We start from the raw sequence: 26,502 nt of genomic DNA, 5'->3' as shown, positions 1-26,502 counted from the left end.
GGCGTCGTGGCGACGGACACCATGAGCGTCATGATGATCAAGACTTTCTCCCTCGGCGCAGACCTGACCATCAACCGGCTCGGCTTCGGCGCAATGCGCCTGGCGATGGGCACCTTCGACGGCCCGCCGCGAGCCCCGCAGAGCGGCATCGCGGTGCTCCGGCGGGCTATGGAGCTGGGCGTGAACCACATCGACACGGCTGGCTTCTACGGCAGGGGAGCGGTTCGGGCCAACGAGCTGATCCGTACGGCATTGGCTCCCTACTGTGACGACCTGGTGATCGCGACGAAGGTCGGGCCGCTGCCCGGACCAAACGGTGTGCCGAGCGAGCAGGCGACACCTGATCAGCTGCGCGGCCTGGTCGAGGCGGATCTGCGCTCCCTCGCGCTGGCCCGGCTGGATCTGGTCTATCTGCGGGTCGGCGGGATGACCGGACCGGGCGGCGAGTCGATCGCCGAACGGTTCGCGGTGCTCGCCGAGCTCCGCGCGGAGGGGCTGATCCGGCACCTGGGCGTCAGTAACGTCGACGCCGCCCAGTTCGCCGAGGCCCGGGCGATCGCGCCCGTCGCGGCGGTGCAGAACCGGCACACCGGTGACACGGAGTTGCTAGCGGAATGCGAGGAAGCGGGCACCGCGTACGTGCCGTACTTCCCGCTCGGCGGTGGCGGCGGCCCGCTCGACGCCGAACGGCTCGGCAAGGTCGCAGCACGCCTGGGCGCGACCACCGCGCAGGTCGCGATCGCCTCGCTGCTGGCGACCTCGCCGTCGGTGCTGGCTATTCCGGGCACCGGTTCTCTCGATCATCTGGAGGAGAACCTCGCGGCGAACGATCTCAGTCTCAGTGACGAGGACCTGTCCGACCTGCGAGGCCAACGGGGCGGCTGCTGATCCACTTCTCCTGATCGGCTTGCCTGCCATGCCTGTTGCGGCCGCCCGCCCGATATCCCCGACCGCCACCGAGCGACACCGGTTGAAGAAGGCGGCCTGGGGCCACAAGACCGAGCACCGGCTGCGGGCGCCCGCGCCGTGGAGCCATCACGGTGGGGGCGCGGCATGCCGATCCGCTCGCGGTGGCCGCCCAAGTGGCGGGCGCTGTCGGAGAAGAAAGGGCTCTCCATCCGGCGGACCGTCATCGAGGCGACCGGGCGGCAGTCGTTCATCGGCACCCCGGAGGCGGTCGCCGCCGAGATGGCCGCTTTTGTACGGGGCGAGGCCGCCGACGGCTTCATCCTCGTATCGCATCCGACCCCGGCGGACTCGACGACTCCGTGGACCGGGTGGTCCCGCCGCTCCAGGAGCGCGGGGTGTTCCGCACCGCGTATACCGGCCGCACCCTCCGCGACTACCTGGGGTTTCGCCATCCGGCAAGGGAGAGCTGAGAGGTTCCGCGACGGGTTCCGCACCGGAGCGGACAGGTATCGGACGGACCGATGGAAACCGATGGAACCTGAGCGTCCGTAGCTGCGTCCTCATGGATACCCAGGGGATGGGCGCACCGCCCCGGCGGCCGGAAGTCGCCGGGGCCATGTGCCGGGCACACGCTGACTGTTCCGGATTGTCCTCTTGCGCGCTGAGGGTAATGGCCCGAATACTTCGGGAAGCGCTTGTCAGGAACACGTCGGAATCCGAGTTCGATGTGATCGTTGACTGCGCCTCACGGGCCTGCCCACCCAAGCGGACCCCCGATTCCCTCGGAGGAAGAGTTGAGGATCAAGCGCACTGCCCCCCACGGCACCCAGGCGAGACGCACGGCCCTGATCGCCGCCACCTCCGCGCTGGTGGCCGGAACGGCGCTCGCCGCCCCCGCCGCCTACGCGGGAAGCGACCGGGCCACCACCTTCAGCGCGTCAGAGGCCAAGGCGGCGAGCAACGCCGTTCTCGAGGCCGATGTCGCGGGCACCGCCTGGTATGTCGACAAGGCGACCAATGCCCTTGTGGTCACCGCCGACAGCACCGTCTCCTCGAGCGAGATCGCCAAGATCAAGGACGGCGCCGGTGCAAGCGCCGACGCGATCAAGGTCAAGCGCACCCCCGGCACGTTCAACAAGCTGATCTCCGGCGGCGACGCCATCTACGCGAGCGGCTGGCGCTGCTCCCTCGGCTTCAACGTCCGCAACAGCAGCGGAGCCAACTACTTCGTCACCGCGGGCCACTGCACCGACGGCGCGGGCACCTGGTGGTCCAACTCCAGCCACACCACCACCATCGGCCCCACGGCCGGCTCCAGCTTCCCGGTCAATGACTACGGTCTGGTCCGGTACAGCGGTTCGGTCAGCCCATCCGGCACCGTCGGCGGCCAGGACATCACCCGGGCCGCCAACCCCACCGTGGGCCAGACGGTCACCCGCCGCGGCAGCACCACCGGCACCCACAGCGGCCGGGTCACCGCGCTGAACGCCACCGTCAACTACGGGGGCGGCGACATCGTCTACGGCATGATCCAGACCACCGTCTGCGCCGAGCCCGGCGACAGCGGCGGCCCCCTCTACTCCGGGTCCACCGCCCTCGGCCTCACCTCCGGCGGCAGCGGCAACTGCTCCACCGGCGGGACCACGTTCTTCCAGCCGGTCGTCGAAGCGCTGAACGCCTACCGGGTCAACGTCTACTGATCTCCCGACCCCCGGGGTGACGGCCCTCACCGGTCCGTTCACCCACACCGGTCCGTTCACCCTCGCCGTCATCGGCATGCCATCGGCCCGCCCCCACCGGCCGTCGGCATACGGCGAAGGAGCCCCCGCCCGGAGTGCCGGGCCGGGGGCTCCCCCCGGTCGTCGAGCCGGACTATCGTGGACATCAATACCCCAGATGGGGCATTGATCGTGATACGGACGGCAGGTGGCCGTGATGATCGATGCGCTGGTGACAGTGATCGTGGTAGTGGCCTGCCTGGGCGCGATCTGCGCCCTGGCGGCGGCCCGTGTGGTCAAGCAGTACGAGCGGGGGGTGGTCTTCCGGCTCGGGAGGCTGCGGTCGGACATCCGGGGGCCGGGGTTCACCATGATCGCCCCCGCCTTCGACCGGCTCCACAAGGTGAACATGCAGATCGTGACGATGCCCGTGCCCGCGCAGGAGGGCATCACACGCGACAATGTGACGGTCCGGGTCGATGCGGTCGTCTACTTCAAGGTCGTGGACCCGGCCGAGGCGATCATCGCGGTGGAGGACTACCGCTTCGCCGTCTCCCAGATGGCCCAGACCTCGCTGCGCTCGATCATCGGCAAGAGCGATCTGGACGATCTGCTCTCCAACCGGGAGAAGCTCAACCAGGGCCTTGAGCTCATGATCGACAGCCCGGCGGTGGGCTGGGGCGTCCATATCGACCGTGTCGAGATCAAGGACGTCTCGCTGCCGGAGACCATGAAGCGGTCGATGGCCCGCCAGGCGGAGGCCGACCGGGAGCGCCGCGCCCGGGTCATCAACGCGGACGCGGAGCTGCAAGCGTCCAAGAAGCTGGCCGAGGCGGCCGCTCAGATGGCCGACACCCCGTCCGCGCTCCAGCTGCGGCTGCTCCAGACGGTGATGGCGGTGGCCGCGGAGAAGAACTCCACACTGGTGCTGCCCATCCCGGTGGAGCTGCTGCGCTTCCTGGAGAAGGGGCCGCAGCCCCTGGAGGCGGGCCGGACGGAAGAGAAGCGGGAGGGCGCCGCCGAGCGGGAGGCCATCCCGGCCGCCGCTTCCGCCGCCTCCGGCAGGGAGGGCCGGTCGGCGCGGCCGGTACCCACCCTCACCGAACGCGAGCCGGAGCCGCGGCGGACCGTGGAGCGCTGAACGGAGCGCTGACGGAGCGCTGACCCACGGCCGCGATCCCCGGCCCGCGCCCGGCCCGTTCCCGGCTCATGACCCGCGGACGGTGATCGGAACCCATAGGGTCCTGCCCGCGCACCTTCGTCGGTGCGCGGGCTTCGTCGTGCCCGTACACGGGACCGTTTCGTGAATTTCACAGATGTGACGTGAACACGCCCTTGTGCGGCCCCGGAACCCCTGGGAATACTCGGCGGCGAATTGGCATGGACGCGCCCTGATAGGGCAGACGCCCCCCTGCCACCACGCCCTCCGGGTCCGGCACCCCACTGCCGAACGGGCCCAACCCCCCACTGGAGGTTCTGAGTTGAAGCACCGCCGCATACCCAAGCGTCGTGTCGCCATCGCCGGAGCCGGCATAGCGGCTCTGGTCGCCGCGGGACTCACCTTTCAGAGCGCCAACGCCGCCCCCACTGACCAGCCGGACCCCCTGTCGGTGAAGGCCGCGGGCACGCTCGCGCACAGCCTCGTCTCCTCGCTGGGCGCCGACTCCGCGGGCAGCTACTACGACACCGAGGCCAAGAAACTCGTGGTCAACGTGGTGAACGACGCTGCCGCGGACAAGGTCCGCGCGGCCGGGGCCGAGGCCAAGGTGGTCACGTACACCCTGGCCCAGCTGAACTCGGCGCGGACGACGCTCAAGGACAAGGCCGCCATTCCCGGTACCGCGTGGTCGGTGGACCCCAGAAGCAACAAGGTCGTCGTCACCGCGGACCGCAGCGTCAAGGGCGGGGCGCTGGCCAAGTTGACCGAGGTCACCGACGGTCTCGGTGGCAAGGTCGAGGTCAAGCGCTCGAAGGGCACGTTCTCGACCTTCATCGCCGGCGGTGACGCCATCTGGGGCGACGGCGGACGCTGCTCGCTCGGCTTCAACGTGGTCAAGGACGGCAAGCCGTACTTCCTGACCGCCGGGCACTGCACCGAGGCGATCAAGAGCTGGTCGGACTCGCAGGGCGGCGAGGAGATCGGGGCCAACGAGGGAAGTTCCTTCCCCGGCAATGACTACGGCCTGGTCAAGTACACCAAGGAGATCGAGCACCCGAGCGCGGTGGACCTCTACAACGGCAGCACCCAGGCCATCGCCAAGGCGGGCGACGCCACGGTCGGGCAGAAGGTGCAGCGCAGCGGCAGCACCACCCAGGTGCACGACGGCGAGGTCACCGGCCTCAACGCGACCGTCAACTACCAGGAGGGCACGGTCGAGGGGCTCATCCAGACCAACGTCTGCGCCGAGCCGGGCGACAGCGGCGGTGCGCTCTTCGCGGGTGACACCGCGCTGGGGCTGACCTCGGGCGGCAGCGGTAACTGCTCCGGCGGCGGCGAGACCTTCTTCCAGCCGGTTCCGGAGGCGCTGGACGCGTACGGCGCCTCGATCGGCTGATCCCGCCCCCAGCTCCCCTGGTCCGCACCCAAGGCAGAGGCCCCCCGGACACCCGTGGACGGTGTCCGGGGGGCCTCCCCTTGCCCTGCGTTCGGTGGTGCGTGGTGCGGTGGTGCGTGGTGCGGTGGTGGTGCATCGTGCGGTGCTGCGCTGCTCGGTCGTTCGCCGTCAGAACCCGAAGACCTGGGTGGTGACGGCGTTCTTCTCGCAGTTGTTCCCGAAGGTGTGCTCGTACGAGACCCGGCGGCCGTCCCAGATCCCCTCGGCGGTGACGGTCACCGGCCGCCATTCCTTGGTGCAGACCCGGCCGGGCTCCGCCGCCAGCGTCAGCGAGTTGAACGCACCGTCGACGGCGCGCAGTTCGCGGCATGCCTTGGCGGGCGCCGGGTGGGTACCGGAGGGGGTGGGCTGACAGCTGAGCGTCACCGCCCGCTGTACGTCGGCCGTGGCCGCGTCCGCGCCGTAGCCGACGGTGAGGACCAACGCAGAGGCCGGGTACAGGCTGTCGGGCTGTGCGGGCGCGGCGTTCGCCGTGCCGCTCGCACCGATCCCCAGCGCGGCGCTCAGAGCCACGGCGGCCCCCAGACCGATCGCCCCTGTGGTCTTCCGCATTTCGAACACTCCCTTGCTCGTGGTTTCAGATACCGGACGGAGTTCTACGCCGTGCGCACCAGGAACGCATGTCGATCGAACACTTCCGGTCGCTATACGTAGTCATTCGGTGGCTTATTGTCGCGTGCGGGAGGTGTCGCTCCGCGGAACGCCGCGTAGCGAGCGGATGCGCGGCAGGTGGGGCGAACCGGTGGGAGTGCGCCCGGCGCGGAGGTGTCCGGAGTGTCCGCTGGTTCAGGAAACAGCATGTTCAGAGCACTCGTATGTGATCAGGGTCGTCCATATGGGACAGCGGGTGATGATCCGTCCGTCATCTGCCCCGGGCATGGGGTCCGAAGGGCGCGTGGACGAGATCCTGCCAGCGCAAGGCGACCGGCGGGCGGGTGCTCAAAGAGCCCTCGAAGCCCGGAGCGGTGGTGTACAGCGCGCGGTCAGCTGTCCAAGTCGCGGCTCAGGGGGCCGCTCTGCCGCCCCCAGCCGTAGGCCCGGCCGGCCCGCAGTCGCACCACCAGCCGCCGGTCGGCCACCATCGCGGCGCGGAACTCCTCCCAGTCCGGATGCTCACCCTGGACGGCGCGGTAGACCTCGACCAGCTCGTCGGCGGTGGCGTCATGGGGGTCGGTGGTCACCGGGGTCAGTTCGGCGTCGCCCTCGGCCACCAGATAGGAGAAGCGGTCCTCGCTGGTGACATAGAAGCTGGCGCGCGGATCGCGGCGCAGATTGCGGGTCTTGGCGCGGTCGTCGGTGACCGAGATGCGGATCAGCCGGGCGGCCGGGTCGTAGGTGAAGGCGACATTCGACAGCTGGGGCCGTCCGTCGCGCTTGAGGGTGACCAGTGCACCGGTGCGCTGCTCCCGCAACAGCCCGAGCAGGGCGTCCTGGGAGGGTGTGGCGGAGTCCCCGGGGTGCTCGGTCATAAGGGTCGAGCGTAGGTGGCGAACGACCGGTCTTTGCGGTGCGACACGCGGAATGTCAGGGCGTTTTGCGTGCTTATGGTGTATATGGAAGGACGGCCCAACTGACTCGCACGCTTGTTCGAGAATGGGGTTATGGTGGGGCGTGGGACGAACAGGGTCGGTCAGGGGGTGTGAGCAGCGGGAGGTGCGGATGCCAGGCTTCACGCATCTGCACACCGCGTCCGGATTCTCCATGCGGTACGGGGCCGCGCATCCGGAGCGGCTGGCGGAGCGCGCCGCCGAGCGCGGCATGGACGCGATCGCGCTGACCGATCGCGACAGCCTCGCCGGAGCGGTGCGGTTCGCCCGCGCGAGTGAGGCCGCGGGAGTGCGACCGCTCTTCGGGGTGGATCTGGCCGTCCGGGCGGAACCCCCGGAGCCGGGGCGTACGGTCCGGCGGCGCACTCCGGTGCGCGGTGGGGCGTTCATCGATGAATCCGCGCCACGCGTGGTCTTCCTCGCCCGGGACGGCGCGGCCGGATGGGCCGCGCTGTGCGGGCTGGTCTCCGCAGCCCACGCCGAGCTCGACCACCCCGGCTCCGCCCGTACCCATGGCGGCGGACCGCCCCTGCTGCACTGGCAGGACCTGGTCGGCGGCGGTGGCGGAGCGCTCTCCGCGCTGACCGTGCTGCTCGGCCCCGACTCCGATATCGGCCGGGCCCTGGCCGCCGGACGCCCCGACCGGGCCGCCCGGCTGATCGCCCCCTGGCGTGAACTCCTCGGTGACGCCCTGCGCCTGGAGGCCGTGTGGCACGGCCGCACCGGCACCGGCCCCGGCTCGCTGCGGCTGGCCGCCCGTACCGTCGGCTTCGCCGCCGACCAGGGCGTACGGGCCGTGCTCAGCAACGCCGTGCGCTATGCCGACCCGGGGGAGGGCCCGGTCGCCGATGTCCTGGACGCCGCCCGCCGGCTGGTCCCGATCGATACAAGCCACCCCGGCTCGCTCGACAGCGGTGAGCGCTGGCTCAAGGGCCCGCAGGACATGGCGGGGATCGCCGAACGGATCGCGGAGGCGGCGGGGATGCGGCGGGACGCCGCGTACCGGCTGCTGGAGGAGACCCGGCGCACCGCCGCCGAGTGCCTGGTCGACCCCGAGGGCCACATCGGCCTCGGCAGTGTCCACTTCCCCGAACCGCGGCTGGTCGGCGCCGGACGGCGCAGCGCCGAGCGGGTGCTGCGGTCGCGCTGCGCCGCCGCCATGGTGCTGCGGGGCTACGACCGCGACCGGGTGCGCTGGGAGCGGCTGGAGGACGAGCTGCGCACCATCGAACGGCTCGGCTTCGCCTCGTACTTCCTCACCGTCGCCCAGGTCGTCGACGACACCCGCGCGCTCGGGGTCCGGGTGGCCGCCCGCGGCTCCGGCGCGGGCTCGTTCGTCAACCATCTGCTCGGTATCGCCCACGCCGATCCGGTGGCCAACGGGCTGCTGATGGAGCGGTTCCTGTCGGTGCGGCGGGCCGCGCTGCCCGATATCGACATCGATGTGGAGTCCGCGCGCCGCCTCGAGGTCTACCGCGCCATCTTCGACCGCTTCGGGGCGGAGCGGGTCGCGACCGTCGCGATGCCCGAGACCTACCGGGTGCGCCATGCCGTACGGGACGTGGGCGCGGCGCTCGGCATGGACCCGGACGAGGTGGACCGGCTCGCCAAGTCCTTCCCGCACATCCGCGCCCGCGACGCCCGCGCGGCCCTGGCCGAACTGCCCGAACTGCGAGCGCTACGAGAGGCGACCGCCGAGCAGGAACGTTTCGGCAAGTTCTGGGAGCTGGTCGAGGCGCTGGACGCGCTGCCGCGTGGTCTCGCCATGCACCCCTGCGGGGTGCTGCTCTCGGACGCTGGGCTGCCGGCCCGTACGCCCATCGTGCCGACCAGTGGCGAGGGTTTCCCGATGTCCCAGTTCGACAAGGACGACGTCGAGGAGCTGGGGCTGCTCAAACTCGATGTGCTCGGGGTGCGGATGCAGTCCGCGATGGCGTATGCGGTGGCCGAGATCGAACGGGTCACCGGGCGCACGCTGGACCTCGACGACCCGGCGCAGGTCCGCCCCGGCGACCCGGCCACCTACGATCTGATCCGCTCCACCGAGACGCTCGGCTGCTTCCAGATCGAGTCCCCGGGACAGCGTGATCTCCTCGGACGGCTCCAGCCCACCTCCTTCCACGACCTCGTGGTCGACATCTCACTCTTCCGGCCCGGCCCGGTCGCCGCCGACATGGTGCGCCCCTTCATCGACGCCCGGCACGGCCGCAAGCCGCCGCGCTATCCGCATCCGGACCTGGAGGAGGCGCTGCGCGAGACCTATGGCGTGGTGGTCTTCCATGAACAGATCATCAAGATCCTTTCGATCATGACCGGTTGTGAACGGGACCTCGCCGACGAGGCGCGGCGTGCGCTGTCCGACCCCGAACGGCAGGGGCGGGTACGCGCCTGGTTCCGGGCGGAGGCGTCGAAGCGCGGCTACCCGGCGGAGGTGCTGGCGCACACCTGGGAGATCGTCGAGGCGTTCGGCTCGTACGGCTTCTGCAAGGCGCACGCCGTCGCCTTCGCGGTGCCGACCTACCAGTCCGCCTGGCTCAAGGCGCACCACCCGGCCGCCTTCTACGCCGGGCTGCTCACCCACGACCCCGGGATGTACCCCAAGCGGCTGCTGCTGGCGGACGCGCGGCGGCGCGGGGTGCCGATCCTTCCGCTGGATGTGAACCGCTCGGGGGCCGCCTATCGAATCGAACTGATGTCCGGTGGCGGCGCGTCGGGTGATGGCTCGTCGGATGACGGCCCGGGTATCGGGGTCCGGCTGGCCCTCTCCGACGTCCACGGCATCAGCGAGGCGGAGACCGGGCGGATCGCGGCCGGACAGCCGTACTCCTCGCTCCAGGACCTGTGGCTGCGCGCCCACCCCGGACGTCCGGTGGCCGAACGGCTGGCCCAGGTCGGCGCGTTGGACGCGTTCGGTACGAGCCGCCGCGACCTGCTGTTGCAGATCGCCGAACTGCACCGGCAGCAGCGGGGCGCCGCCCGGCACAGCGGCGCGGGCCAGCTCCCGCTGACCGAGGCCGCCCCCGCCGCCCCCGCCGGACTCCCCGACCTCGACGCGGACGAACGCCTCGGCGCCGAACTGGGCATCCTCGGTATGGACGTCTCCCGCCATCTCATGAGCGACCACCGGGACTTCCTGGAGGAGCTGGGCGCGATGTCCGCCAAGCGGCTGCGGGACGCCCGGCACGGCGAGACCGTGCTCGTCGCCGGGGCCAAGGCCGCCACCCAGACCCCGCCGATCCGCTCCGGCCGCCGGGTCATCTTCACCACCCTCGACGACGGCACCGGCCTGGTCGACTGCGCGTTCTTCGACGACAGCCACGCCGCGTGCGCGCACACCGTCTTCCACTCGTGGCTGCTGCTGGTACGCGGGGTGGTCCAGCGGCGCGGCCCGCGCAGCCTCAGCGTTGTCGGCTCGGCCGTCTGGAACCTCGCCGAACTGGCCCGGCTCCGCCGCGAAGGCGGCCTGGAGGCGGTCGCCGCCGAACTCTCGGCGGGCCCGGACGATACGCGCGAACCGGCCGGGGCCGACTCCGGCCGTCGCATCCAGATGTCCACCGGCTACGCCATGCACCCGTGGGCCGACCTCGAGCCCGCGGGCGACCAGTCCGCCACCGGCCGCAAACTGTGGCACGCCAGCCCGGGGAGCGCGGGATGACCCCCGACCGGGCCCATGAGCCCCGTACCGACGCCACCCGCGGCCCCCGCCCGGTGCCCCCGCCCGCACCCGCCGCACCTGCGGCGGGGCCCGCCGCACCCCCGCCGGGGGGCGGGCCGTCGGGCGGCGCCCCGCCCTCGGCGGGCGGATCCGCCGGGTCCGGGCCGTCCGCGCCCGCGGATTCCCAGGCCGGTGCCGGGTCGTCGTGTGCCCCGCTGGCGGGGGCGGTCGAATCCCTCGGCGGGAAGCCGCATGTGCTGTATGTGCGGTTCCAGCGGGGAACGGGGAGCGGGGCGCTGGGGGAGGACGTCTACCAGGGGCTGCTGGCGTTGCTCGGGGAGCTGACGCCCGTCGTCGAGGCACTGCCGCCCGATGCCGCGTTCGCCGATGTCCGCGGCGCGCTGCGGTACTTCGGGCGGGACGCCGCCGGTCTTGCCGGGATCGTACGGGTCCGGGCGCTGGCCCGGTACGGCGTCGACTGCACCGTCGGGGTCGCCGCCAACCCCATGCTGGCCCGGATGGCCGCCCAGGACGCCTCGCCGGACACCCCCGGCGCCGTTCGTACCGTGCCCGACGAACCCGGCGCCGTCGCGGCGTTCCTCGCCCGCAAGCCGCCCACCGCCCTGCCCGGCGTGGGGCCGGCCACCGCGCGCACCCTGTGTGCGTACGGGCTCGACAGCGCCGCGCGGATCGCCGACGCGCCGCTGGGCACCCTTCAGCGGATCCTCGGCGCGGCGACCGCGCGCACGGTGCACGCCTGGGCCCGCGGTATCGACCCGGCGCCCGTCACCCCGAACGCCCCCACCCGCGCCATGGGCGCCGAACACCGCTTCCGCCACGACGAGTTGGACCCCGTCCGGCGGCGCCGGGCGCTGCTCACGCTCGCCGACGGGCTCGGCGTCCGACTGCGGACGAGCGGGCAGACCGCGGCCGTGCTCGTGCTCACCGTCCGGTACGCCGACCGCTCCACGACCACCCGCTCCCGCACCCTGGCCGAGCCGACCGCCCACACCCCGCTGCTGACCGCCGCCGCGTACGCGCTGCACGACGCGCTCGGGCTGCAACGGGCCCGGGTGCGGTCCGTAGCGCTGCGGCTGGAGGGGCTGAGGGACGCCGAACTCGCCGCGCACCAGCTGACGTTCGACCCCGCGGACGAGAAGTCCCGTCGGCTGGAGGCGGCGGCCGACCGGGCGCGTGCCCGCTTCGGTCCGTCCGCGGCACGGCCCGCCGGATTCCTGGACGTCGCGTGAAAAGTGCGTAGACGTTCCTTCACCGGCCAATGGCTGGATGCCTTTGCTACTCACGCGTAATTTCTTCTCAGCGCACCACCACGTGTGATCCGGATCGCAGGGCGCGCCGTCAGTGCAACCCTCTCTCCCCCACAGCGAGGAGTTCATGTGATGCTGCCCTGGAGGCATATCCCTGGCTTCAGCAGGTCCCAAAAGCCGCACAGGTCCCAGAAGTCCCCGAAGGCCCGCAGGTCAGCCCGCACGTCCCGCGGATTGCTGCCCGCCCTGGCGCTGACGGTCGCGATGACGGCCGTACCCACCGCGGCCGAGGCGGCGAGCGCGGACGCCTCGGTCAGCAGCGGCTGGAACAACTACTCCTGCAAGCCGTCGGCCCAACATCCCCGCCCCGTGGTGCTGGTGCACGGCACCCTGGGCAACTCCATCGACAACTGGCTGGGCTTCGCCCCGAACCTGGTCAAGCGCGGGTACTGCGTCTTCTCCCTCGACTACGGGCAGTTGCCGCTCGTGCCCTTCTTCCACGGCCTCAACCGGATCGACAAGTCCGCCGAGCAGCTGTCCGCCTATGTCGACCGGGTACTCGCCGCCACCGGTGCCCAGAAGGTCGACATGGTCGGCCATTCGCAGGGCGGCATGATGCCCCGCTACTACCTCAAGTTCCTCGGCGGGGCGCCGAAGGTGAACGCCCTGGTCGGCCTCGCCCCGACCAACCACGGCACCACCCTGTCCGGACTGACCAAGCTGCTCGACTACTTCCCGGGGGCCGGTGACCTGATCGCCAAGGCCGCGCCGGGGCTGATGGACCAGGTCGCCGGCTCGGACTTCATCAAGCGCCTCAACGAGGGCGGCGACACCGTCCCCGGGGTGCACTACACGGTCATCGCGACCAAGTACGACGAGGTCGCCACGCCGTACAGCACGGCGTTCCTGTCCGGCCCCGACGTCAAGAACGTGGTGCTCCAGGACCTGTGCCGGACCGACATATCCGAGCACCTCGCGATCGGGCTGACCGACGGCCTCGCCTTCCACGAAGCCGTCAACGCCCTCGATCCAGAACACGCCACTCCGACGACCTGTGAGTCGGACGACTGACCCTTGACAGAAAGCGGTTGGCGGCTCACGCGGCTAGCGGGTACGTCTCCCGAGGGCGTCCACAAAGTTGGTCAGCAGTCGTGCGAACGCCGCCCGGTCCGCCTCCGGCCACTCCTCCATCGCCTCCGCGAACACGGAGCGCCGGAAGCGGCGGACCTCCTCGGTCAGTGCGCGCCCTGCCTCGGTTCTGACGAGCAGGGTGCGCCGCCCGTCGGCCTGGTCCGCCTCCCGCCGTACCAACCCGGCGTCGACCGCCCCGGCGACGAGCTTGCTCGCCCGGGGCTGGTCGACGGCCAGGGCGGCGGCGATGTCCGAGACGGTCGCGGGGGTCCCGCTCTGCTCCGCCGCCTCGATGGCGTCGAGAACATCGAAAGCCGCGTCCCCGCCCCCGCCCTTACTGCCCTTGCCGTCGGCGAGGCGCGCCAGGGACCGTCTGCTCTGACTCCGCCGGATGGCGACCATCGCCCGCTCGATGGCGTCGAGGTGCCGTGCGCCGTTGTTGTCCATCGCTCCCCGATGCATAATCACTAACAACTAGTTGCTATTTTACATGCATCATGACGGGGGAAGGCGGAGTCATGGACAGACCGATCGGATACTGGCTCAAGCACCTGGACGCGCTGATCAGTGCGGACTTCGAGCGCACCCTCGCGGGGAGTGGGCTGACCCGGCGCCACTGGCAGGTGCTGAACTCGCTCACGGCGGGCCCGTGCCGGGCCGATGAGCTCTCTGTCGCCCTGCTCCCCTTCTGGGGCGAGGGCGCGATCACCCTCGACGAGGTCCTGGCCTCGCTCCGCGAGCGGGGTTGGGTCGAGGCGGAGGGTGTGCGGTGTGTGCTCACCCCCCTCGGCGCCGAGGGGCAGGCCGAGGTGGCGGGGCGGGTCGGCGACACCCGGCGGCGGCTGATGGACGGGGTGACGGCCGAGCAGTACGCCGAGACCGTACGGGTGCTGAGCCGTATGGCCGCGAACCTCGAATCCGCTTCCCCCGCCGCATAGCCGCCGTTGCCGGTCGCCGCGGTGCGGGCGTGTCCCGCCTGTTCGGCTTATTCGGCGATCAGCTCGACCGCGATGTTGCCCCTGGTCGCCTTCGAGTACGGGCACACCTGGTGGGCCTGCTCGACCAGACCGCGGCCCTTCTCGCCCTCCAGCTCCGCGGGCAGCTCCACGCGCAGCGTCACCTTGAGGCCGAAGCCGCCGTCGGCCTCGTCCTTGCCGATACCGACCTCGGCGGTCACCGAGATGTCCTTGGTGTCGATCTCGGCCTGGCGGCCGACGAGACCGAGCGCGCTGGCGAAGCAGGCGGCGTAGCCCGCGGCGAACAGCTGCTCGGGGTTGGTGCCCTTGCCGCTGCCGCCGAGCACGGGCGGCATGGCCAGCGCCAAGTCGATCTGGCCGTCGGAGCTCACGGCGCGGCCGTCGCGTCCATTGGCCGTGGCGACCGCGGTGTAGAGCGCATCCATGGAGACCATCCCTTTCGAGTCCGGTGCGGGGTGGGCGCTCGGTGCGCCCGCCTCCGTCCGAGAGGAAGTACAGCACACGATTAAGTTGTGCACAACTAAAGGGTACGCTGGAGGCATGTCACACCAGCCCCGCCCCGATCTCCTCCGGCTCGATCTCCAGCTCTGCTTCACCCTGCACGCCGCCTCGCGCGCCTTCGGCGGCGTCTACCGCCGGATACTGCGCGAGACGGAGCTGACTTATCCCCAGTACCTGGCGATGCTGGTGCTGTGGGAGCACGGGGAGATGCCGGTCAAGAAGCTGGGGGAGTATCTGCGGCTGGACTCCGGCACCCTCTCGCCGCTGCTCAAGCGCATGCAGACGGCCGGTCTCGTCCAGCGCGAGCGCAGCGCCCAGGACGAGCGCTCGGTGACGGTGCGGCTGACGGCGGAGGGGGAGGCGCTACGGGAGAAGGCGCAGGACATCCCGCTGAAGATCGGCGAGGCCAGCGGACTCGACATCGACGAGGTGGTGGATCTGCGGACGCGGCTCCAGCGGCTGACGGCCGCGCTCGACGCGGCGCTGGCCGCCGAGGAGGCGGAGGGGGACGAGGGCGCCTGAGCGCCGGCCGGGCGCGTACGGGCGTCGGGTACGGACTCGGGTACGACATGGCGGAGCCGGCTCCGAGGGGTGTGGTCGGCAACCCCTCGGAGCCGGCTCCGGTCCGCCCGCCTTGCGGGGACGGACCTGGAGGAGTCGGCTCCGAGGGGGCGGTCTATTAACCCCCGGAGCCGGCTCCGGTCTGTGACCCGGCCTGCGGCCCGCGTCAGCCGCGGCCGCGCCGCGCCGCCCTGCGGCGGCCGTTCACGGTGAACAGCACCGCCGCCCCGGCCGCGAGGACCGCGGCACCGCCGATGGCGAGGGTCGTGGTGTTGTCGTCCCCACCGGTCTGGGCGAGGTGGTCACCGCTGTTGTTGATGGCGGTGGGCGCCTTGGCGTTCTTCGCCTCGACGTTGCTGCCGGTCTCGGGCCTCTTGGTGTGCTCGGCGGCCTTCCGGCCGTGCTGGGTGTGCTTGGCGTCCGCCGCCTTCGGCTTGTGGTCGCCGTGTCCATGGTGATCGACGGTCGACTTCTCGGCGCCCTCGGCGATCTGTGCGTCGCTCGGCGCGGACGCCTTCGGGGCCGGCGCGGCCGGGGCCGACGACTCCTTCGGGGCGCCGGCGGCCCCGGCCGCACCGCCGAAGGTCACGTCCGAGCAGGTGTAGAACGCCTCCGGGCTGTCCGAGCGCTGCCAGATGCTGTAGATCAGATGGCGGCCGGACTTCTTCGGCACCGTGCCCGTGAAGACGTAACTCCCGTTCTTCAGCGTCGGGTCGGTGACCTTCGCGAACGGCTTCGCCTCGAGGTCGGACCAGGTCAGCCGCTTGGTGGGGTTGTAGCCGTCCTTGGTGATGTACAGCTCGAAGCTGCCCTTGTGCGGGGCGGTGGCCCGGTAGGTGAAGGTGTGGGTCCCGGCCTTCATCGCCGTGGCGGGCCACTCGGCGCGCGGCAGATCCAGGCCCTTGTACTTCTCGCGGCCCGCGCTGCACAGCTTTCCGTCCGGGATGATCTGTTTGCTCTTCCCGGCGGCGTCGGCGATGTTGACCTCGTTCCAGTCGTACAGCGGCTGGGTGCCCATGGCCGCCACCGCCGCCTTGCAGGCCGCCGATCTCGGGTTCTCCGGTCCCTCGGCGTAACAGGCCGACACCCGGCTGACCGGGTCCTGCATCGAACCGTGGGCGGTGGCCGGGGCCGCGCTCAGCGTGGTGAGGGCGAGCGGCACCACACCGAGCGCGGCGATCCGTGCGGCCTGGCGACGAGCGGTCATGGTGGGGAACTCCTTTTGCCGATGGGGGTGTCGGGGGGCGACGTGCAGCACGCTAACCACGCCCACCAGGCCGTTCGCCGCACTTATGGCGGCGTTAAGGAGCAGCTCAGGCTGAGCTGAGAATGACGCCCGATGAGAACGGAGTGTGACCGTCCGCTGTCTGCCCCGAGTGGTCGGCCCGCCCGGCTGATCCCGAGCGCGCGAGCCTGCGCATGCCGAGAATGATGGAGTGATTGCGGAGAGCCGGGTCCGTGGGATGGTGACGACATGACCGGAACGAACTCCCGTACGAACGACGCCGCTGGTCCCGGACGGACGCCGGCTCCGTCCTCCTCCACGCCGGTGTCGCGCAGGTCCGCCGTGGAACTGGTCGAGGCCGTCCTCGAGCCGGGCACCTGGCGGTCATGGGACGAACCGGTCGAGATCATCACCGAGGACCCCGTCTACCGTGCCGACCTGGAACGAGCGCGTGAGCGCACCGGGCTCGACGAGTCGGTGATCACGGGGGAGGGGCGGCTCGACGGGCGCCGGGTGGCCTTCGTGGCGTGCGAGTTCCGCTTCCTCGCCGGGTCGATCGGCGTCGCCGCCGGAGAACGCCTGGTCCGGGCGGTGGAGCGGGCCACCGCGGAGCGGCTTCCGCTGCTCGCCGCCCCCGCCTCCGGCGGGACCCGGATGCAGGAGGGCACGGTCGCGTTCCTGCAAATGGTGAAGGTGGCGGCGGCGATAACCGACCACAAAGCCGCGGGCCTGCCCTACCTCGTCCATCTGCGCCACCCCACGACGGGCGGCGTCCTCGCGTCCTGGGGCTCCCTGGGCCATGTCACCGCCGCCGAGCCGGGCGCCCTCATCGGCTTCATGGGGCCGCGCGTGCACGAGGCGCTCTACGGCGAGGAATTCCCGCCCGGCGTCCAGGTCGCCGAGCATCTGATGCACCACGGCCTGATCGACGCCGTGCTCCCCGCCAGCCGCCTGGCGGGGGTGGCGGCGCAGGTTCTGCGCGTCCTGTGCGGAGACCCCGCCCCCGAGGGCGCCGGGCGGGCGGCGGGCTCCGCGTCGGCGGGCGGGACGGGCGCCGCGCCCGGGGCGGGGCCTGTTGGTGCTCGGCCCGTGCCCAAGGGTTCCGGGCCCGAAGGATCCCGGTCCGCCGGGCCGGAGGCGACGCCCGGGTCCGGGCCGCAGTCAACGGCCGGGGCGCCCGAGGGCCCTGCCCTCGGGTCCGGCGCGGTGCCCTCCGCCGAGGAGTCGATACGGGCCTCCCGGCGGCCCGACCGCCCCGGGGTGCGGGATCTGCTGCGTATCGCCGCCGAGGACGTGACTCCACTCAGCGGCACCGGCGCCGGTGAGCACGATCCCGGGCTGCTGCTCGCCCTCGCGCGCGTCGGCGGCACGCCCTGTGTGGTGCTCGGGCACAACCGCCGCAGCGCGCGCGAGGGCGAGACCGGCGACGGGCCGGGGGAGGGGCAGCCGCTCGGCCCCGCGGGGCTGCGGACCGCCCGGCGCGGTATGCGGATCGCCGCCGAGCTGGGGCTTCCGCTGCTCACCGTCATCGACACCGCGGGCGCGGCGCTCAACCGCGCCGCCGAGGAGGGCGGGCTCGCCGGGGAGATCGCCCGCTGCCTCGCCGATATGGTGACCCTGCCCGCGCCCACCCTGTGTCTGCTGCTCGGCCAGGGCGCGGGGGGCGCCGCGCTCGCGCTGCTGCCCGCCGACCGGGTCGTGGCGGCGCGCCACGCCTGGCTGTCACCGTTGCCGCCCGAGGGCGCCTCCGCGATCCTCCACCGGACCACCGAGCGGGCGTACGAGGTCGCCGGACGCCAGGGCGTACGCTCCGCCGATCTGTTCGCCCAGGGCATCGTCGACCGGATCGTGGACGAGTCCGACGCCGAAGAGGGGCGCCCGGAGATCTTCCTCGACCGGCTCGGCCGTATCCTCGGTGCCGAACTCGCCGCCCTCCGGGCGCGGGACCAGGACGAGCGACTGGCCGCGCGCCGGGCCCGGCACCGCCGTATCGGGGTATCGGGTTGACGGCGAATCAGGACCAAACAGGCAGACCGACCCGGTGAATTGGCAGTCTTAGGCATGCCTAACCTAATCTCGGGCCGTGAACGAGCATGATCCCGAGGCGGCACCACGGCCGTCCTTCTCCCCTGCCCGGCGGCCCGGCCGGCTCCATCTCCTCGCCGTCAACCCCACCGACTCCGTCACCGAGGGATTCCTCCCGGCGGCGGCGAGACTGGGGCTCGCGGTCACCCTGCTCACCGACCAGCCCGAGGCGCATGAACGGGCCTACGCGCGCCTCCGGGCGGCCGGTACCGCACCCCTGCCCGAACTCGCCCTCGAGCACTGCGACATACGGGACTTCCGCGAGGTCATCAGCCATATCGCCGCCACCGGACAGCGGCCCCGGGCGATCTTCACCAACAGCGACCACCTCCAGGCCCAAGCCGCCCTCGCCGCCGACTACTTCGGCCTCCCCGGCAAGGACTGGCGCGCCACGCTGCGCACCAAGAACAAGGCCGAACTGCGCCGCGCCCTCGCCGCGGCCGACGCCGACACCGTCTGGTCCACCGAACTCGGCACCGGACAGGACCCGTCCGCCCTCACCGGGCTCGACGCGCCCTACCCCTGTGTCCTCAAACCGCGCGAGGGCGTGGCCAGCGAAGACGTCGTACTCGTCGCGGACGCGGCGGAACTGGTCGCGCAGTGCCGCGCCATACGCGAACGGCGGCCCGGCGCGGCGCTGGTGGTCGAGGAGTACCTCGACGGTGAACTCCGCACCCTCGAAACCCTCGGCGACGGCCGCACCCTGCATGTCCTCGGCGCGTTCCGGACCGAACTCTCCCCGCCCCCGCACTTCATCGAGGAACGGCTGCGGCTGCTGCCCGCCCCGCCGCCCGAGCCGCATACCGGCCAGGTGCTGGACCAACTGCGGGCGCTGGGTGTCGGCTTCGGTATCTGCCACACCGAATACGTCGTGCAGGGCGACCGGGCCCGGCTGATCGAGGTCAACTACCGGGCCATCGGCGACCAGTGCGACCTGATGCTCGCCGAACTCCTCGGCATCCCGCTCTTCGAGCATGTGCTGCGCACCCACCTCGGCGAGCCGCTGCCGGACGACCTCGGCGCGCGGACCGACGGCAGGGCCCGGATGGAATACATCCTGGCGGACCGCGCCGGACGGCTGGTCTCCGCCCCGGCGGCGGGCCTGAGCGAGCGCGACGGTGTACGGCTGGACTACCGTCCCCTGCGTGACATCGGCGAGGAACACCCGCTCTACCGCACCAACCGCGACTTCCTCGGCGTCCTGCGCGCGACCGGCACCGACCAGACGCTGATCGACGCCGCCGTGGCGGAGTTCCTGGCGGCCCACCGATGGGAGATCACGTCATGAGCGAGCCCGGGGCGGCCGACGGATGTGGGTCCCGCACCGGCGGGGCCGAAGAGGAGCTTCTCGGAAGGGTGCTCGACACCCTGCTCCGCGAGGACGCGTACGGACTGCGCAGCCGCGCCCGCACCGTACGCCGCGCGGACGGGCGCGACTGGCTGCGGATCACGCTGGAGGGCGGCGAGTGCGTGCTGCTGCCGGTGGAGGAGGACGGCTTCCAGTGCGAGATCCGGGCGCGCCGCCCGGTACGGCTGGAGTACGCCTCCCCGCCGGACGCGGCGGGCGGCGACGGCATGTTGCGCGCGGTCGCGCGGCTGTCCGCCGTGGCGTCGGATCCCGCGCGACGGGGGGCTCTGCGACCGGGGGCCGCGCTGTCCGGCGGCGGCGCGGTGGCCGCTGTGCGGCCGTACCCCGGCGACGCCCCCGCCGCCAGGATCATCGCCGGGTTCGATGCCGTCCTCGGGGTGCTGCGGCGGGTCGTCGCGGCCGAGGACCGGGCGGGCTACGACGCCTTCGTCGGCGAGTGCCAACAGGCCCTGGCCACCGCGCGGTTGCACGACCGCGTCCGCCCGGCCGTCGTCGAGCGGCTGGCCGCCCGTTACGGCCCCGGTTGGGCCGGGATGTCCGGGTCGCTTGCCTACGACACTCTCGCCGCCTTCCGCGATCACCCCGTCTATCCGACCGGCCGCGTCCGCTCCGGCTTCGGCGAGGTCGCCTTACGCGCCCATGCGCCCGAGTTCCACCCGACGTTCCCGCTGCGCTGGGTCGCGCTGCCCCATGAGGCGGTCACCGGGGATCCCTCCCGGCTGCCCGGGTGGTGGCCCACGCCCGCTGAACTCGGGCTGGGGCGCGGCGCGGACCGTACGCATCTGGCCGTCCCCGTCCACCCGCTCACCGTCGGCCGCCCGCTGGCCGACGCGCTCCAAGACACCGGGCTCGACGGCTCCGCGCGGCTCGCCGAGCGCACCCACCTCGACGTCGTCCCCACCCTTTCCATGCGGACCGTAGCCGTCGCGCAGGACCCCCTCGTCCACCTCAAGCTGCCGCTCACCACGTCCACCCTGGGGCTGCGCAACCGGCGGACCGTCAAACCGGGCACGCTGATCGACGGCGAAGTGGCCCAGCGGCTGGTGGAGGCGGTGATCGCACGGGAGCCGCGGTTCACCGACACCGTGCTGCTCGCCGACGAGACCACCCATCTGCACGCCGGGCACGAGCTGTTGGCCGCCCTGGTACGCCGCTATCCGCCCGGTCTGGAGCACGCCCGGATCGTGCCGCTGGCCGGGCTGCTCGCCCGGACACCGGACGGCGGTCTGGTCGTGGACGCGCTCGCCGACCGCTACTACGGCGGCGATCTGCACGCTCTCCTCGACACCTACTACCGGCTGCTGTTCGACTTCCACACCACCCTCTTCGCCCACGGCATCGCGCTGGAGTCCCATCAGCAGAACACCTCCCTGGTGCTGGAGGACGGCACGACGGGCCCCCGCCTACGACTGCTGATCAAGGACCATGACGGTCCGCGGGTCCACGCGATACGTCTCGCGGCGATGATCGGCGGGGGCGCCGCCGCCGATCTGTGCGGGTTCGACGACCGCAGGATCCTGACCGCGGGGGACGGGCCGGTGACCGATGTGTTCACCACCATCACCGTCCATCTGTGCGCCGCGGCCCTCGTCTTCGAGCTGGCCGCGCTCGGCCGGGCGCCGCTCGACACCCTGCTGCGGCAGCTGCGCCACCGGCTCACCGAGGCCGTCGACCGGATGGCCGGGACCCGGCCGGGTGCGACGGCCGATCTGCTGCGGGCCCGGCTGCTGGACGCGCCCCGGCTGCCGGTCAAGGCGATGGTCACGGCGGGCACACTGCTGCCCAAGGAACGCACCGGCGCCGCCGACATCAACAAGCACTACGTCACCGGGCCCAACTACCTGCTGCGGGGGAGCGGCAGATGACGACCACCGAGCCGCCGGCTGGTCTACCCACCAGGTCCGTATCCCGCCCCGCCGCTACCACGCCTCCCGCCACCCCCCTCCGCACCCGCTGGAGCCGCCCGATGCCCTCACCCTCCTCCCCGTCCACCGTCGCCACCGCTGTGACCACCGCCGTGGCCTCCGCCGACGAGGTGGCCGCCCACACGCTCCTCAACTGCCTGCTCCGCGAGGTGTCCGGTCCGGAGCACCAGACCGTCGTCACCGATGGCCGGCTGCGGCTGCGGCTGCCGCGCTGTGGGGTGCTGCTGCGCGTCGGACTGCGCCGTACGTCGCTCATCGGGGCACACCGGTTCACCGGACCGGTCAGCGAACGGCGCGACGGCACCTGGACCGAGGTCACCTGGCGCGACCTCGCCGAGCTCATCCACCGGGAACTGCATCTGCGTACCGGGGTGCGCAACGACGAGTTCCTGGACCAGGTCGCCTCCAGCCACGCGGGGATGACGGCGGCCCTGGAGGAGCGGGAGAAGGCCACCGCCCCGGCCCCGGCGGACGATGCGTATCTGGCCTCCGAGCAGTCGCTGTTCTTCGGCCACCGCTTCCACCCCACCCCCAAGGCCCGCACCGGCAGCGCCGATTCCTGGTCGCTGTTCGCCCCCGAGGCCGGGGCCCGCTTCCCTCTGCACCACCTCGCCGTGCGCGAGGAGTTCGTCCGCGAGGAGTCCGCGTCCCCCGGGGCGCTCGCCGCCCTCGACCGGCAGCGGCCGGTGCCCGACGGCTACCGGCTGCTGCCCGCCCACCCCTGGCAGTACGCCATGCTGCGCGACCACCGGGCGCTGCGGGCGGCGCTGGGCCGCGGTGATGTGCTCGACCTCGGCCCCGGCGGGCAGGACTTCGCGCCGACCGCGTCGGTGCGGACCCTCTACGACGGCAGGGACTTCCTCAAGTTCAGCCTGAACGTGCGGATCACCAACTGCCTGCGCAAGAACGCCGACTACGAACTGTCCGGCGCCGTCGCGCTGACCCGGCTGCTGGAGCCGGTCGCGGCCGACCTCGCCGTCCGCTTCCCCGGCAGCGAGCTGCTGCGCGAACCCGGCTACCGCACCCTCGACCTCGGCCACCGCGAACTCGCCGAGGGCTTCGGCGTGATCGTCCGCGAGGGGCTGACCGCCCGGCTGCGGCCGGGGCTGACCGGGCTGCTGGCGGCGGCCGTCGCCGATGAGTACCCGACCGGCGGCGCCCAGGTCTCCCGGCTGCTCGCCGGGGCCGGGCCCGATCATGCGCTGGCCTGGTGGGAGGCGTATCTCGGACTGCTCGTCCCGCCCGTGCTGGCCGCCTACTTCGACCACGGCGTGGTCCTGGAGCCCCACCTCCAGAACGTGGTCATCGGCGTCGACGCCTCCGGCACCCCGCGACAGGTGCTCTTCCGCGACCTGGAGGGCACCAAGCTGCTGCCCGACCACCACGCGGCGGCTCTCGCCGCGCTGCCCGTCGCCGTCGCCCGCCCCATGACGTACGAGCGCGAGCGCGGCTGGGACCGGGTGGTGTACTGCCTGCTGGTCAACCATGTCGCCGAGATGGTCGCCGCCCTCGCCGACCGGCATCCGCGGCTGGAACCCGCCCTGTGGTCGGCGGTCCGGCAGGTGCTGTGCGAACGCTCCGCCGCCCATGACGATCCGCCCCCGCTGCGCGCCCTCGTCGCGGGCGTGCCGCTGCCCGCCAAGGCCAACCTCCTCACCCGCTGGGCCCGGAAGGCCGACCGCGAGGCGGGCTACGTCCGCATCGCCAGTCCGCTCGCCTCCGCCCTGCTGTCCGAGGCGGCCCACGTCATCTCTCCCGGGAGCAGCCGATGATCACCCCATCCGTCACCGACCGCGCCACCGCCCTCAGCGGCGACGACCTGCCCGCCTACGTCTACGACCTGACCGCGCTCGCCGCCCATGCGCGGGCCGTACGCGAGGCCCTGCCGCCCGCCGTCGAGCTGTACTACGCGGCCAAGGCCAACCCCGCGCCGCGCGTTCTGGCGGCCCTGGCCCCGTACGTCACCGGCTACGAAGTCGCCTCCGGCGGTGAACTGGAACATGTCCGCGACGCCGTGCCCGGACGGCCGCTGGCCTTCGGCGGGCCGGGCAAGACCGAAACCGAACTGCGGCGCGCGCTGAAGCTGGGTGTGGAGCGTTTCCACGTCGAGAGCGAGCACGAACTGCGGCTGCTGGGCGAGATCGCCGGGGCCGGGGGTCTCACGGCCGAGGTGCTGCTCCGCGTCAACCTTCCGCTGGGTGAGGGGGAGTTGGGTGGCGCGGCGCTCGCCATGGGCGGGCGTCCCAGCCCGTTCGGTCTCGACCCGGACCAGGTCGAGCGCTGTCTCGGCCACTTCACGGCGGACGGCGGCCCGCTGCGGCTGCGCGGGATCCACGCCCATCTCGCCAGCGGACTCGACGCCCAGGCTCAGGTGAGTGTGGCCGGACGGATCGCCGCCTGGGCACAGGAGCTGTCCGACCGGCACGCCCTGGGGCTCACCGAGGTGAACGTCGGCGGCGGCATGGGCGTCGACTACACCCGCCCCGAGGAGCGCTTCGACTGGGCCGCGTACGGGGCGGGCCTGTCCGAAGTGTCCCGCCGCCACCCCGGACTCACCCTGCGGATCGAACCGGGCCGATCACTGACGGTCTACTGCGGCTGGTACGTCACCGAGGTGCTGGACCTCAAGCACAGCGGCGGCGAGGCGTTCGCGGTGCTGCGCGGCGGCACCCACCACCTGCGCACCCCGGCCACAAAACAGCACGACCAGCCCTTCCGGGTGCTGCCCGCCGACCACTGGGACCGCCCGTGGCCGCGCCCCGCCGTGACGGGGGAGAAGATTACGGTGGTCGGCCAACTGTGCACCCCGAAGGACGTCCTGGCCCGGCGGGTGCCGGTGGACGCCCTACGGGTGGGCGACCGGATCGCCTTCGCCCTCGCCGGTGCCTACGCCTGGAACATCTCGCACCATGACTTCCTGATGCACCCGCATCCGGGCTTCCACTACCTGGGTGGTTGAGCGGTCAGGCCCTCGTCATCCGGGGAGGCGGTGCGTTGCGACGCCGGATATGAAGGCCGACCAGGCGTCCCTGGAGAAGACGAGGGCCGGGCCGTCGGGCCGTTTCGAGTCGCGGACGGGGACGACTCCGGGGAGGTTGTCGGCGACCTCGACGCAAGCGCCGCCCCCGTTGCTGCTGTAGCTGCTCTTATGCCACGAAGCGGTTCTCAGATCTGGGGCGGTTCCCATGAGGTCCAGTCCTCCATCACGGCTCGGATCATCGCCTCGGAGTCCCGGGGCGAGAGGGCCATGGCCCTGAGCAGATCGTAGTTCTTTCGGCGCACTGCGACCTGCTCCTGGTCCTCGATGATCGTCCCGAAACGGCTGCCTTCTTCGTAGGCCAGTGTCAGCGCGTCCGGCAGCGTGAAGAGAATCAGCGAACTGCCCGCCTCCACGTGCTGTCCCGCGCGGAAGGGCAGAACCTGAATGGTTACGTATGGCTGTGTCCCGTGCTCAAGGAGGGACGCCATCTGGCGGCGCATCACCTCAGGTCCACCCGCCGCGCGGCGCAATGCCGCCTCGTCCACGATGAACCAGCAGTGCGGCGGTCGAGACTCATTCAGCCGCGTCTGTCGGTCGATGCGGACGTTCGTCCACTCCTCGATTTCGGCGTCCGGGGCGAACCGATTGCCAATGCGCAGCGACTCCTTCGCGAGTTCGGGGGTCTGGAGCAGACCGGGAATCGTCGCGCAGGCGTACTCCTCAACGGCCACGGCACGCCGCTCAACCTCCACCATCCGGCGCAGCTTTGACGGATACGGCTCGTTCTTCGCCAGCGCGTAGATCCGGGCGAACATCCCGTCCGTTCCGAAGCACGCGTCCAGCTTCGCCGGAAGGTCGTCGTACGGCAGCGACTCCGCCGCCTCGATCCGCGCCAGATGCGACTTGCTGTAGTTCAGCACCTCGGACAGCCGTCGTAACGACATGTCCGCCTTCTCGCGGTGACGCCGGATCTCCGCGCCGAAGAGGTCACGGGCCGAACGGTCCGGAAAGAGTTCGCGTGGCTGGAACGTCATCGGTCCATCCCCTCTCGTCCCGCGATCTTGGCTGGGACGGGTCGCCTCTTTTCAGCCTACGTGCCAGAACGCAACGCTGTGTGCACTCAACGTAATTGATCAGGGAGGCAGCTCGACGTGTTCCAGGGCAAGGATGCGGAACCGGTCCGTCCACGCATGACGATGCGCGTCTACCGCGTATCCCCGGACGGCGCAACCGTCACGCAGGAGCTGGGCCGAGTGATTGTCATGGCTGAGGACAAGCTCGCGCCGTTGCAGTCCAGTCAGTTCCCGCCGTGCCGGTGCCCTCGCCACCGCGACGGTGCGGACCGGTGGTCCCGGTGACCGGCGCGGTCAGCCCCGGCGTGACCTGCCCGGACAGCCGGTACCAGCTACGTTGTAAAGCGCCTGCACACCCGAGGGAGGCCCCGGTTATGGCCGCGACCCACGACCGTCCGCAGATGCTGCCGGAGGAGTTCGAGGAGTACGCGCGGCTCGCGGCCCGCGTGGCGGAGGGGGTGCGGTGGGAGTTCATCAACGGAAAGATCGGGGTAACGCCGGTGCCGGATGGTGACCACGGCCGGATCATTCAGTGGCTGGCGCGGATCTGCATCCAGGCCAATCCCGACCTGTGGTTGCACGACCAGGGGCTGAAGGTGGAGACGCACCGCAATGGCCACGCCCGCCCGGACGGGACCCTCGCCCACAGCGACGCGTTTGTCGGCCAGGGTGAGTGGGTCGATGCCGAAGCCGTGCTCATGGTCGTGGAGGTCACCTCCTACGCCTGGGACACAGACCGCCGCGACCGCGTGGAGAAGCCCCGCGCCTACGCCGAGACCGGCATCCCGGTCTATCTGCTGATCGACCGGGAGGCTGGCGAGGTGACAGTCTTCAGCGAGCCCGACGGCGTCCGGTACGAGAGCACCAAGACCGTGCCGTTCGGCAAGACGGTCACGCTGCCCGCCCCGGTCGGGGTCACCCTCGACACCGAACCGCTCAAGGGCTGGGTGCGCTGAGGCCCGG

22 protein-coding genes and 1 pseudogene are annotated in these 26,502 nt (G+C 71.8%); 16 read left to right on the top strand and 7 right to left on the bottom strand.

Annotated elements, in window-relative coordinates:
* The first annotated feature begins 30 nt into the window (after positions 1-30).
* From JK363_RS24725 to JK363_RS24710, 5 genes and pseudogenes are all read left to right on the top strand, one after another.
* Positions 31-888 (top strand): oxidoreductase, encoded by an 858-nt coding sequence (locus tag JK363_RS24725; protein WP_201877363.1) that lies wholly within the window; start codon positions 31-33, stop codon positions 886-888.
* A 161-nt stretch (positions 889-1,049) separates the two neighbouring features.
* Positions 1,050-1,379: pseudogene (locus JK363_RS42695) on the top strand (F420-dependent methylene-tetrahydromethanopterin reductase); the annotation flags it as partial.
* A gap of 324 nt (positions 1,380-1,703) precedes the next feature.
* Complete coding sequence (locus JK363_RS24720) at positions 1,704-2,609, top strand: S1 family peptidase (RefSeq protein WP_201877361.1); 906 nt, start codon at positions 1,704-1,706, stop codon at positions 2,607-2,609.
* Positions 2,610-2,844: 235 nt separating this feature from the next.
* Positions 2,845-3,768, top strand: a complete 924-nt coding sequence (locus JK363_RS24715; RefSeq protein ID WP_201877359.1) for a slipin family protein — start codon at positions 2,845-2,847, stop codon at positions 3,766-3,768.
* 340 nt (positions 3,769-4,108) lie between these two features.
* Positions 4,109-5,182 (top strand): S1 family peptidase, encoded by a 1,074-nt coding sequence (locus JK363_RS24710; RefSeq protein WP_201877357.1) that lies wholly within the window; start codon positions 4,109-4,111, stop codon positions 5,180-5,182.
* 168 nt (positions 5,183-5,350) lie between these two features.
* On the opposite strand, the gene JK363_RS24705 is transcribed toward JK363_RS24710, so the two are convergent.
* Together JK363_RS24705 and JK363_RS24700 are read right to left on the bottom strand one after the other, a co-directional pair.
* Entirely contained in the window at positions 5,351-5,794 is a 444-nt protein-coding gene (locus tag JK363_RS24705) for a subtilase-type protease inhibitor (RefSeq protein WP_201877355.1), read from the bottom strand.
* A gap of 431 nt (positions 5,795-6,225) precedes the next feature.
* Positions 6,226-6,711 carry a PPOX class F420-dependent oxidoreductase gene (locus tag JK363_RS24700; protein ID WP_201877353.1) on the bottom strand — a complete coding sequence of 162 codons (486 nt, stop codon included), beginning with the start codon at positions 6,709-6,711 and terminating at the stop codon, positions 6,226-6,228.
* Between the two features lie 190 nt (positions 6,712-6,901).
* Here JK363_RS24700 and JK363_RS24695 point away from each other — a divergent pair, with 190 nt between their 5' ends.
* The 3 genes from JK363_RS24695 to JK363_RS24685 all read left to right on the top strand — a co-directional run bounded on the left by JK363_RS24695 (position 6,902) and on the right by JK363_RS24685 (position 12,783).
* A complete protein-coding gene (locus JK363_RS24695) occupies positions 6,902-10,444 on the top strand; it encodes a DNA polymerase III subunit alpha (RefSeq protein WP_201877351.1) in 3,543 nt (1,180 codons plus the stop codon).
* Positions 10,441-11,694: a DNA polymerase Y family protein gene (locus tag JK363_RS24690; protein WP_307821854.1), complete on the top strand. Its 1,254-nt coding sequence runs from the start codon at positions 10,441-10,443 to the stop codon at positions 11,692-11,694. The genes JK363_RS24695 and JK363_RS24690 overlap by 4 nt, the downstream gene beginning before the upstream one ends.
* Before the next feature lie 150 nt (positions 11,695-11,844).
* Positions 11,845-12,783, top strand: coding sequence for an esterase/lipase family protein (locus JK363_RS24685; RefSeq protein ID WP_201877350.1), 939 nt, complete (start codon positions 11,845-11,847; stop codon positions 12,781-12,783).
* A gap of 33 nt (positions 12,784-12,816) precedes the next feature.
* Here JK363_RS24685 and JK363_RS24680 read toward each other — a convergent pair whose 3' ends face one another.
* Positions 12,817-13,290, bottom strand: coding sequence for a MarR family winged helix-turn-helix transcriptional regulator (locus JK363_RS24680; RefSeq protein WP_201877349.1), 474 nt, complete (start codon positions 13,288-13,290; stop codon positions 12,817-12,819).
* Positions 13,291-13,361: 71 nt separating this feature from the next.
* On the opposite strand from JK363_RS24680, the gene JK363_RS24675 reads away from it, so the two are divergent.
* Positions 13,362-13,781 carry a MarR family winged helix-turn-helix transcriptional regulator gene (locus JK363_RS24675; protein WP_201877348.1) on the top strand — a complete coding sequence of 140 codons (420 nt, stop codon included), beginning with the start codon at positions 13,362-13,364 and terminating at the stop codon, positions 13,779-13,781.
* A gap of 47 nt (positions 13,782-13,828) precedes the next feature.
* On the opposite strand, the gene JK363_RS24670 is transcribed toward JK363_RS24675, so the two are convergent.
* Positions 13,829-14,245, bottom strand: coding sequence for an organic hydroperoxide resistance protein (locus JK363_RS24670; RefSeq protein ID WP_307821853.1), 417 nt, complete (start codon positions 14,243-14,245; stop codon positions 13,829-13,831).
* A gap of 115 nt (positions 14,246-14,360) precedes the next feature.
* Between JK363_RS24670 and JK363_RS24665 the strand changes: the two genes are divergently transcribed.
* Positions 14,361-14,843 (top strand): MarR family winged helix-turn-helix transcriptional regulator, encoded by a 483-nt coding sequence (locus JK363_RS24665; protein ID WP_201877346.1) that lies wholly within the window; start codon positions 14,361-14,363, stop codon positions 14,841-14,843.
* Between the two features lie 205 nt (positions 14,844-15,048).
* On the opposite strand, the gene JK363_RS24660 is transcribed toward JK363_RS24665, so the two are convergent.
* Complete coding sequence (locus tag JK363_RS24660; RefSeq protein WP_201877345.1) at positions 15,049-16,089, bottom strand: lytic polysaccharide monooxygenase auxiliary activity family 9 protein; 1,041 nt, start codon at positions 16,087-16,089, stop codon at positions 15,049-15,051.
* 267 nt (positions 16,090-16,356) lie between these two features.
* Between JK363_RS24660 and JK363_RS24655 the strand changes: the two genes are divergently transcribed.
* From JK363_RS24655 to JK363_RS24635, 5 genes are all read left to right on the top strand, one after another.
* Positions 16,357-18,114, top strand: coding sequence for a carboxyl transferase domain-containing protein (locus JK363_RS24655; RefSeq protein WP_201877343.1), 1,758 nt, complete (start codon positions 16,357-16,359; stop codon positions 18,112-18,114).
* A gap of 76 nt (positions 18,115-18,190) precedes the next feature.
* Positions 18,191-19,480, top strand: coding sequence for an ATP-grasp domain-containing protein (locus JK363_RS24650; protein ID WP_201877341.1), 1,290 nt, complete (start codon positions 18,191-18,193; stop codon positions 19,478-19,480).
* Entirely contained in the window at positions 19,477-21,426 is a 1,950-nt protein-coding gene (locus tag JK363_RS24645) for an IucA/IucC family protein (protein WP_201877339.1), read from the top strand. The genes JK363_RS24650 and JK363_RS24645 overlap by 4 nt, the downstream gene beginning before the upstream one ends.
* 101 nt (positions 21,427-21,527) lie before the next feature.
* A complete protein-coding gene (locus JK363_RS24640; protein WP_201877338.1) occupies positions 21,528-23,258 on the top strand; it encodes an IucA/IucC family protein in 1,731 nt (576 codons plus the stop codon).
* A complete protein-coding gene (locus tag JK363_RS24635) occupies positions 23,255-24,445 on the top strand; it encodes a type III PLP-dependent enzyme (RefSeq protein ID WP_201877337.1) in 1,191 nt (396 codons plus the stop codon). Before JK363_RS24640 ends, JK363_RS24635 begins: the two co-directional genes overlap by 4 nt.
* 15 nt (positions 24,446-24,460) lie before the next feature.
* Here the strand turns inward: JK363_RS24635 and JK363_RS24630 are convergent, their stop codons facing one another.
* Together JK363_RS24630 and JK363_RS24625 are read right to left on the bottom strand one after the other, a co-directional pair.
* The gene (locus JK363_RS24630) at positions 24,461-24,673 is read right to left on the bottom strand and encodes a DUF397 domain-containing protein (protein WP_201877336.1); all 213 of its coding nucleotides are present in this window, start codon (positions 24,671-24,673) and stop codon (positions 24,461-24,463) included.
* Complete coding sequence (locus JK363_RS24625; RefSeq protein WP_201877335.1) at positions 24,652-25,500, bottom strand: helix-turn-helix domain-containing protein; 849 nt, start codon at positions 25,498-25,500, stop codon at positions 24,652-24,654. The genes JK363_RS24630 and JK363_RS24625 overlap by 22 nt, the downstream gene beginning before the upstream one ends.
* 413 nt (positions 25,501-25,913) lie before the next feature.
* Here JK363_RS24625 and JK363_RS24620 point away from each other — a divergent pair, with 413 nt between their 5' ends.
* The gene (locus JK363_RS24620) at positions 25,914-26,495 is read left to right on the top strand and encodes a Uma2 family endonuclease (protein ID WP_201877334.1); all 582 of its coding nucleotides are present in this window, start codon (positions 25,914-25,916) and stop codon (positions 26,493-26,495) included.
* The last annotated feature ends 7 nt before the right edge of the window (positions 26,496-26,502 follow it).

Origin of the sequence: Streptomyces coffeae, assembly GCF_016741875.1 — a bacterium.
Taxonomy (GTDB): Bacteria; Actinomycetota; Actinomycetes; order Streptomycetales; family Streptomycetaceae; genus Streptomyces; species Streptomyces coffeae.
Note: the sequence above shows the minus strand (reverse complement) of the source record. Positions and strands in the feature narration are given on the sequence as shown.

Bases quoted from the DNA above. Each gene is read 5' to 3' on its own strand.
- JK363_RS24630 (WP_201877336.1), bottom strand. From the start codon at position 24,673: ATGGGAACCGCCCCAGATCTGAGAACCGCTTCGTGGCATAAGAGCAGC.
- JK363_RS24620 (WP_201877334.1), top strand. From the start codon at position 25,914: ATGGCCGCGACCCACGACCGTCCGCAGATGCTGCCGGAGGAGTTCGAG.
- JK363_RS24625 (WP_201877335.1), bottom strand. From the start codon at position 25,500: ATGACGTTCCAGCCACGCGAACTCTTTCCGGACCGTTCGGCCCGTGAC.
- JK363_RS24695 (WP_201877351.1), top strand. From the start codon at position 6,902: ATGCCAGGCTTCACGCATCTGCACACCGCGTCCGGATTCTCCATGCGG.
- JK363_RS24640 (WP_201877338.1), top strand. From the start codon at position 21,528: ATGCCCTCACCCTCCTCCCCGTCCACCGTCGCCACCGCTGTGACCACC.
- JK363_RS24715 (WP_201877359.1), top strand. From the start codon at position 2,845: ATGATCGATGCGCTGGTGACAGTGATCGTGGTAGTGGCCTGCCTGGGC.
- JK363_RS24685 (WP_201877350.1), top strand. From the start codon at position 11,845: ATGCTGCCCTGGAGGCATATCCCTGGCTTCAGCAGGTCCCAAAAGCCG.
- JK363_RS24705 (WP_201877355.1), bottom strand. From the start codon at position 5,794: ATGCGGAAGACCACAGGGGCGATCGGTCTGGGGGCCGCCGTGGCTCTG.
- JK363_RS24660 (WP_201877345.1), bottom strand. From the start codon at position 16,089: ATGACCGCTCGTCGCCAGGCCGCACGGATCGCCGCGCTCGGTGTGGTG.
- JK363_RS24635 (WP_201877337.1), top strand. From the start codon at position 23,255: ATGATCACCCCATCCGTCACCGACCGCGCCACCGCCCTCAGCGGCGAC.
- JK363_RS24645 (WP_201877339.1), top strand. From the start codon at position 19,477: ATGAGCGAGCCCGGGGCGGCCGACGGATGTGGGTCCCGCACCGGCGGG.
- JK363_RS24670 (WP_307821853.1), bottom strand. From the start codon at position 14,245: ATGGATGCGCTCTACACCGCGGTCGCCACGGCCAATGGACGCGACGGC.
- JK363_RS24725 (WP_201877363.1), top strand. From the start codon at position 31: ATGATGATCAAGACTTTCTCCCTCGGCGCAGACCTGACCATCAACCGG.
- JK363_RS24680 (WP_201877349.1), bottom strand. From the start codon at position 13,290: ATGGACAACAACGGCGCACGGCACCTCGACGCCATCGAGCGGGCGATG.
- JK363_RS24665 (WP_201877346.1), top strand. From the start codon at position 14,361: ATGTCACACCAGCCCCGCCCCGATCTCCTCCGGCTCGATCTCCAGCTC.
- JK363_RS24700 (WP_201877353.1), bottom strand. From the start codon at position 6,711: ATGACCGAGCACCCCGGGGACTCCGCCACACCCTCCCAGGACGCCCTG.
- JK363_RS24655 (WP_201877343.1), top strand. From the start codon at position 16,357: ATGACCGGAACGAACTCCCGTACGAACGACGCCGCTGGTCCCGGACGG.
- JK363_RS24690 (WP_307821854.1), top strand. From the start codon at position 10,441: ATGACCCCCGACCGGGCCCATGAGCCCCGTACCGACGCCACCCGCGGC.
- JK363_RS24675 (WP_201877348.1), top strand. From the start codon at position 13,362: ATGGACAGACCGATCGGATACTGGCTCAAGCACCTGGACGCGCTGATC.